The organism is Protofrankia sp. Cj5 (assembly GCF_917627405.1).
Lineage (GTDB): Bacteria > Actinomycetota > Actinomycetes > Frankiales > Frankiaceae > Protofrankia.
This window is the reverse complement of record NZ_CAKJTO010000033.1, coordinates 1-7,714: the sequence shown is the minus strand read 5'-3', so window position 1 is coordinate 7,714 and position 7,714 is coordinate 1. Positions and strand designations below refer to the sequence as shown.

Annotated in this window: 6 protein-coding genes; 2 read left to right on the top strand and 4 right to left on the bottom strand. The window is 67.4% G+C overall.

The genetic code is table 11. The features are described 5' to 3' along the window. Both MJ777_RS09495 and MJ777_RS09490 read left to right on the top strand, forming a co-directional pair. Positions 1 to 792, top strand: a 792-nt coding sequence (locus tag MJ777_RS09495) for an MFS transporter (RefSeq protein ID WP_239375298.1), incomplete at its 5' end; no start/stop codon positions are given. Between the two features lie 692 nt (positions 793 to 1,484). Then, positions 1,485 to 3,239: an ATP-binding protein gene (locus MJ777_RS09490; RefSeq protein WP_239347740.1), complete on the top strand. Its 1,755-nt coding sequence runs from the start codon at positions 1,485 to 1,487 to the stop codon at positions 3,237 to 3,239. A 173-nt stretch (positions 3,240 to 3,412) separates the two neighbouring features. On the opposite strand, the gene MJ777_RS09485 is transcribed toward MJ777_RS09490, so the two are convergent. The 4 genes from MJ777_RS09485 to MJ777_RS09470 all read right to left on the bottom strand — a co-directional run. Further along, complete coding sequence (locus tag MJ777_RS09485) at positions 3,413 to 4,717, bottom strand: hypothetical protein (protein WP_239375295.1); 1,305 nt, start codon at positions 4,715 to 4,717, stop codon at positions 3,413 to 3,415. 84 nt (positions 4,718 to 4,801) lie between these two features. Then, positions 4,802 to 6,127 carry a sensor histidine kinase KdpD gene (locus tag MJ777_RS09480; RefSeq protein WP_239375292.1) on the bottom strand — a complete coding sequence of 442 codons (1,326 nt, stop codon included), beginning with the start codon at positions 6,125 to 6,127 and terminating at the stop codon, positions 4,802 to 4,804. Continuing rightward, on the bottom strand, positions 6,124 to 6,780 hold the full coding sequence (locus tag MJ777_RS09475; RefSeq protein WP_239308189.1) for a response regulator transcription factor: 657 nt from the start codon (positions 6,778 to 6,780) through the stop codon (positions 6,124 to 6,126). Before MJ777_RS09475 ends, MJ777_RS09480 begins: the two co-directional genes overlap by 4 nt. A 139-nt stretch (positions 6,781 to 6,919) precedes the next feature. Then, positions 6,920 to 7,714: M56 family metallopeptidase (locus tag MJ777_RS09470; protein WP_239375289.1), on the bottom strand; the 795-nt coding region annotated here is incomplete at its 5' end.

Here is a 7,714-nt window from a genome sequence, read left to right as displayed (position 1 = left end):
GTGCTCATTGATCCGGCGATGTTGCGGAATCGGATCCTGCGGGGCGGGCTCATCTCGTTCTTTTTCCAGTACTTTCTGCAAGCTGGCCTCTTCTTCGCCGTGCCGTTGTTCCTGTCAGTGGTGCTCGGGCTTTCAGCGGTCGCGACCGGTATCCGGTTGCTGCCCCTGTCCAGCACCCTGTTGCTGGCCGCCGTGGGCATTCCCAAGATTTTCCCGGACGCGTCGCCACGCCGCGTTGTCCAGACCGGCTTTCTCGCGCTGTTTGCCGGTATCGTAATCATGGTGGCCGCGCTCGACGCGGGTGCCGGAGCCGAAATCGTGACCTGGCCGATGTTGCTCGCGGGCCTCGGTATTGGCGCCCTGGCGTCACAGCTCGGGAGCGTTACCGTGTCGTCGGTGCCCGACGAACACAGCGGTGAAGTCGGTGGGGTACAGAATACTGTCACGAACCTTGGTGCCTCGATCGGAACCGCACTGAGCGGCGCGGTGCTCATCTCTTCGCTGACCGCGTCGTTCCTCAGTGGTGTCCAGCACAACCCCGCCGTCCCCGCGGATCTTTCTTCGAAGGCGCAGGTGGAGCTGGCTGGCGGCATCCCGTTTATTTCCGACGAGGACCTGAAGACCGCGCTCAACAGGGCTGGGGTGCCTCCACACACGGCCGGAGCGATCGTCGAGCAGAACGCGACCGCCCGCATTGACGGACTGCGCACGTCATTGTCTCTACTGGCCGCCATCGCATTGATCGCGCTGTTCTTCAGCCATCGGATCCCGACCCGGCAACCATCCCAGTAGTACTTCGTTTGGTCGCCGCATCGAATCACCATGATTCTGGACAAGTACATACATATTGCTGGGTAAATTTATGCCGACAATAGACGATCTTGTACGATCACCTCGACGGCTCGAGGCCTGTCCATCGAAGTACCCGTGGGGGCGCGGAACGGCCCTGACCACGACAGCGCGGTCAGCTGTGACAGCATCACCACGATCCCGGCCAGGCGGCTCGTGCGGCAGGTCGGTTCCCTGATCGAACAACGACTTCCGAAACACGCTGTAGGAACACGCGCTGACCGAAGCCACCGTCGCAGCCCTCGCCTGACGAAATCCGCTGGCGATGGCGTGGCCTCCGGGCCCATCCCGGCATCGAGATCGCGTTCCGTAGAGAACAGACAGATCGGATTTTATTTAGAGCGACCGGCAATAGGGGACGCGGCGTCGCGGGGCTGGGGCACGCACCTCACCGCATCGCTCCCCATCCATCGCTGCGCGATGCACGGGTACCCCGGCTCGTCGGTCGCCACCCAACACCAGGGTGATTCCCTCCGCCGCCTTGCGATGTACGCACCCCAGCCCCGCTCCTTGATCCACGCCCCTATTGCCGGGCGCTCTTACCCGGACACCCCGATGCCTGTCCTGGAGCCGGGTAGCTCGCCGCTCTACTTGCTGAAGTGGTAACTTGGCAAGCAAGTAGGTGAGCAAGTCTGGTGGGCCGGGGGGAGGCAGCGGTGGAGCTGGACGCGATTGTCAGGCGGCTGCGGTCGGCCGGTGGCGAGTTGGAGGACGTCGAGGTCAAGCGGGCCGCGGGGGGCCTGCCGCGGAGCGTGGCCGAGACGATGTCCGCGTTCGCCAACTCCCGGGGCGGTCTGCTCATCCTCGGGCTCGATGAGTGCGCCGGATTCAGCCCTGTCGACCTCGGCGATCCGACGGCGCTGCGGGACGAGGTGGTCGCGGTTGCCCGCGGAAAGATCACGCCGCCGCTGGCGCCGAGCGTGGAGCTCGTGCCATTCGAGGGCGCTGTCCTGGTGGTCACCGACATCGACCCGCTGCCACCGGCGCAGCGACCCTGTTACGTCACCGCCAGGGGCCTCTACAACGGCGCGTTCACCCGGATCGGTGACGGGGATCAGCGGCTGACGCCGTACGAGATCGACCGGCTGCGGGAGAACCCCGGGCAGCCCCGCTGGGACGAGGAACCGGTTCCGGAAGCGACGGTTGACGATCTGGACCGGGGTGCGGTCCTGCGTCTGGTTGAGGTCGCGAGCCGTAATTCGCCGCGGGCGTTCGCCGGGTTGAGTGAGCCTGACGCGCTCGTTTCGCTGGGCGTTCTCGTGGCGCACAATGGATTGCTCGTGCCGTCGCTCGCGGGGTTGCTCAGCGTCGGCAGGTATCCCCAGCGGTTCTTCCCGCAGCTGATGGTGTCGGTGGCGGTCTACCCGCATGAGGACGGCAGCCGGCCGGGGCCGGGGGGGGTTCGGTTCCTGGACAGTGCCGCGGTCGGCGGGAACGCCCCGACGATGGTGGCCGACGCGATGCTGGCGGTGCAGCGCAACCTCCGCCGGGCCAGCCGGATCGTCGGTGCCGGGCGTGAGGACATCTGGGAGATCGCGCCTGAGGTGATCCGGGAAGTCGTCGTCAACGCGCTTATGCACCGCGACTACAGCCCGCAGGCCCGCGGCACCCAGGTCCAGGTGGAGCTGTTTCCCGACCGGTTCACCGTCACCAGTCCCGGTGGGCTGTTCGGCAACGTCCGGCTGGAGACGCTGGGGGAGGCCAGCACCTCATCATCCCGCAACGCCCGCCTCGCAGCCCTGCTGCAGGAGACCGGCGACCCGCTCACCGGACGTCCGGTGGCCGAGAACCGCGGTTCGGGCGTCGGTGCGATGATCAGTCAGGTCCGGCACGACACCGGGCTGGTCCCGCTGTTCAGCGACAGCCTCGACTACTTCCGCGTGACCATTCCGCGGACCTCTCCCGTCACCCCCGAGCTGCGCGCCTGGGCAGCACGGCTCGGCCGGGGCGAGAAACTTTCGGAAGCGCAGCTCGGCGCACTCGCGCTCGCGAAGGCGGGCTACGACATAGACGTGGCCCTGCTGCGCAGGTTGGCTCTGAGCACCGCGGATGCGCGGCGTGAGCTGGGCCATCTGCGCGACCTCGGAATTCTGGTCCCACGTCGGGCCCGGGAGGACGGCGCGTTCCGGCTCGCCTCAGGCCTGCTCGGGACGGTGGCCAGCCAGGCGGCGACAACGCGGCTGGGCCGGCCGGGCACCGGCCTCGCGGACCGCATCCTCGTAGCCCTCGCCGGCACCGATTCAGCCAGCCGGGAGGAGCTGCAGGCGACGACGGGCGCGAGCCGGACCGCGGTTGCGAAAACGCTCGGCACCCTCCTCTCGGGCGGCCAGGTCGAAGCCACCGCGCCGCTGCACAGCCCGTACAGGCGCTACCGGCTCGCCCAGCCCTGAGAGCGCGTTTGAGATCGTCATTCCGGCTCACTGATCGAAAGCCCGATCTCAAACACGCTCTGGGAACCTGTTCCACGCCGACCACTAAGCCGGGGGCGGAGGTGGCGCTTCGCCCGATCTATCAGACAGTCAGCTACCTACCGCGACGAATCGCTGTACGGAAAGGTTCATGGTCATTCGGGGCCGAGCGCGGTGAGCAACGCGGTTAGCGCGGTCCTCTCGCCGTCCGCGTTGGGACTCGTCGCTCGGAGTGCGCGCAGCACCGTATCGATTTTTCCATCGATCTTGGTCCAGGTGGCTTTGTCCTTCGGTTTTAGGCGCGCTTCGCCTTTGTCCCATTCGGTTTCGAGATCAGTGATGCGGGCCGTGGCGCCAGACTGGTTGCCGGCGTTCAGGAGATCCAGCGTGTCCTGTGTGATTTTTCGGAACTTCGAGAGGTCGCCGAGGGGCGAGGACTGTGCTGTCTGGCCCCTGCTGGGGACCGGCTGTACTATTTGGTTCCCGAAGGAGGCAGGCTGCGTTGGCTGGCCCTCGAAGGGGGTCGGCTGCGTGACGGGAGCCGAGTCTGACGTGTCTGCTTGAAGGGAGGACTTGCGCAGGAAGTATCCCGTCCCTGCGGTAGCAAGAACAAGTGCCACGACGATGACCGTTTGCCACGGTCCTCCTCGTCGCACGGTCTCGTCAGTATCAACAGCAGACGCACTCGGGATGACATCGGCTTTCGTCACCGAGAAATAAATGACGATGCCGAGAATGCCGGCCGAAAAAATGAAGCTCGTCACCGTCGCACCCAGGCCCAGGCCACCCTCGCCTGGTGACTGGGAGAGGTAGTCACCGATCGACGCTCCAAGCGGGCGGGTCATGATGTAGATGATCCAGAAGGAAAGAATCGGGTTGAGCCCGAATCGCCACCCAATCGCCATGATGGCGATCAGTGATACCACGATGATTCCTGTCATCAGGTAGCCGATCCCGAGCACCTCGGCCATGAGATCGCCGGTTGCCGTACCGAGCGCGAAGGTGACGAGAACCGTAAGCCAGTAGAATGCTTCTCGTCGTCTGGTGAAGATGGAATGAATGGAGAGTGTCTTCTCGGTCAGATACCATGCGAGGAAGGAGAGACCGAGAAGGGCACCGAAGATCAGGGTGCTTGTTTCGAGCGGCACGCCGACGCTGTCCGTGAGGTTATCGGTCACCAGTGTGCCGAAGACGCTTACGAGCGCCACCGTCAGCCAGTATATGCCCGGTATGTAGCGGTGCGTTCTGAACTGGAAGATCAGCGCGACGGCGAGCAGGACGCCGGTGACGACGGATGTACCCGTCAGGCCAAGGTTCAGGTTGACGTTGAGGAAGTCGGCGGCCGATTCACCAACTGTCGTACAGAGCACTTTGATGATCCAGAAGTAGATGGTGACTTCTGGGACTTTGCTGAGCATCTGCCGGCCTCGCAACGATGCCGGGGAACTGTCGTCGTTCACGGCGAGGCGCGTAGGAGTCGTCATGCTGCCACGGTGGCTCAGCAGGCCTGAACAAATCCTGACCACATCGGCGTCAGAGGCGTGTCACGCTCCGGGCAGCGACAGTTCAACAGCCGCGCCGGGCCCGCCGTCAAAAGCCCGTACGCTCCCGCCGGCAGCGGCTGCGAGGCGGTGGACCAGCGCCAGTCCAAGCCCCGCCCCGTCGTGGCCGTCGTGCGGGTCCGCGCGCCAGCCCGGCTCGAACAGGTGCGCCGCCGTGTCGGCGCCAAGCCCGGGCCCGTCGTCACGGATGTCGATGCGGAGCTGGCCGGCGACGACCCGTGCCACCACGTGCACCTGGGTGTGTGCGTAGCGGCGGGCGTTGTCCAGCACCGGCGACAACATCCGCTCGAGCAGGCCGGCATCCACCCCCGCAAGCGTGCTGGCGGGCACCGACATCACCAGTTCCGGCGGGGCGCTCCACCGCCTGGCAAGTCCTTGCACCACCTCGCCGACGTCGCACCGGTCGGGCAGTCCACCAACGCCTGTGCGGGCGGCGGCCATGAGGGTGTCGAGGATGACCGTCATCCGGTTCGCCGCGTCGGCGATCGGGGGCAGTGCCCGGTCGAACTCGGCCACTTCGCGTGGCCGGCTCTGCAGCAGGCTGATCTCGGCGACCATGGCGGCCAGCGGGGTACGCAGTTCATGTGACAGGTGATCGCTGAACGCCTGCTCGTGGCGCAGAACCGCGCTGACTCGGTCCAGGAGACTGTCGAGCGTCGCGGCGAGCCGGGCGAGTTCGGCCGGTCTGGGCGCGGCTCCGAACCGGTGGTCGGAGGCATCCGCGCTCCACCGGCCTGCCTGCTCGGTCATCTCCTCGACCGGGCGCAACGCACGGTCAGTGCTGACCCGTATCACCAGGTATACGCCGACGAGCAGGAGCAGCGCCAGCAGCAGGCTGCCGACGACAGCGATCTTCTCGGTCTGCCGGTAGGGGGCCAGCGACAGGCTGACGACGACGGTGGCCGCCTGCCGGCCCTGCAATGTCACCGGCAGCGCGAACAACCGGACCGGAGAGGCGCCACCCGTCGTCACTGTCCGTTCGCCCATGCCGGTCAGGGCGCTGGCTTGGCCCAGTAACGTGGCCCCGCCGGGCGGCTCCTCCACCGCGCGGCCACCCACGAAGATCCACGTTCCGGTATCGATCGCGCTGTCATCGCGTACATCACGGATGGAGACCGCACCGCCGGTGAAGACCTCGACGGTGCTGGCGACAGCCTCTGCCCGTGTCCGCAGCACAGTGTCGGCCTGCTGCCGCAGCTGCGCGCTGAGCGCGGCATTGAACGCCACGGTCAGCGCCGTGAGCCAGCCCGCGGTGGTCACGACCGCCACCACCGCGATCCGGCCCCGCAGCGTCGAAGGCCCTCTCACGTGAACTGGTACCCGACACCATGGACAGTCGTGATTGCCCGCGAATCGTCCACCAGCGCCAACTTGCGGCGAAGCTTCGCGACATACTGATCCAGGGTGTTGTCGTAGACGATCGCCCCGGTGGGCCAGCCCGCGTCCACCAGCTCCCGCCGCCTCACCACCTCGCTGGGCGACGCCATCAACCGGGCAAGGACTCGGTACTCCGTCGGGGTCAGACGCACGTTCGTGGTCGCGCCGGCCAGTACATGGCCGCGCGGGTCCAGACGCAGACCGCCGGACACCGAGACGGGCGCGGGCCTGGCCCGTCTCAGCAGGCTCCCCAACCGGGCCACGAGCTCAGCAAAGTGGAACGGCTTCGCGACGTACTCATCGCCGCCGGCCGCGAAACCCGAAACAAGGTCGGTGATATTCCCCCTCGCGGTGAGGAACAGTACCGGGACGTGCACACCACGCGCGCGCAGGGCCTGACACACATCCCGGCCGTCAGAATCCGGCAGGCCCACGTCCATCACGACCACGTCGAAACCGCTGTCGTCGGCGAACCGCGACAGGGCGGACGACCCGTCGGCCACCGCGGTCACGACCGCGCCCTGTTCACGCAGGCCGCGAGCAAGGACGCCGCGCAACGCCGGGTCGTCCTCCACGATCAGCACCCGCGATCCCTCCACAGCCGCCAGTATGCATACGGCGACGCCGGCGCAAGAGCGCACGGCAACAGGGGGGTGGATCAAGGAATGGGGCTGGGGGGCGCGCATCGCGAGGCGGAGGACGGAGCCACCCTGCTTGTTCCGATCAGGAACGGATCGCGTTTTCGGCGGCTTCGAACAGTTCGTTGACATCATGTCCGGCTTTCAACGCGCATGCGGCGGCCATGGTCAGCAGGAGCAGCGGTACGACGGCGGGGGCCCAGCGTCCTCGGGGCGGCGGTGCCAGTAACGCCTCGATCCGGGCGGAGACCTGCCCATCGGTGAAACCCGCCGCGGTGAGGGCGCTGTCGTGCCGGGCGAGGGCAGCACGGGCGACGGCCTGCGCGGTCAGCCGTCGATCGCCGGTCGCGGCAGCGGCCGTCTCGTCCGCCCACCGCTCCAGAGCCTGGTCGCAGGCAGCCACCAGCGGCCGGGTCAGCGGGCAGGTCGCGGCGGCCAGCCGCACCGCGAACCGGAAGAGCCAGTGCGCATGGTCGAGGTGGCAGCGTTCGTGGGCCAGCAGCACCCGCTGTTCGGCAGGGGGCAACGCCTTGAGCATCCCGGAACTGACCACGATCCGTCCCGGCCAACCGGGCACCGCCACCGCGGCGGGGGTCGGATCATCAATGACGACGAGCGTCCCGGCGCATGCGGCGTGCCGGTAGGCGGGAAGCCAGCGGCGTGCCTCGACGGCCAGCCGCCATGCCAGCGTGCCGCACCCGGCCACTCCCACCGCGACGGCGACCCACGCCGCAACCGAAGCCGCCGGTGGTACCGGGTCGCCGGCGCCGACCAGGCTGGCCGACCAGCGGCCGAGCGCCGCGACCGGTGGCACCTGCCCGACCAGCAGGAGCGTCAGCAGACCGACGACCACGATCCACACCGCCGCGGTGCCGAGGGC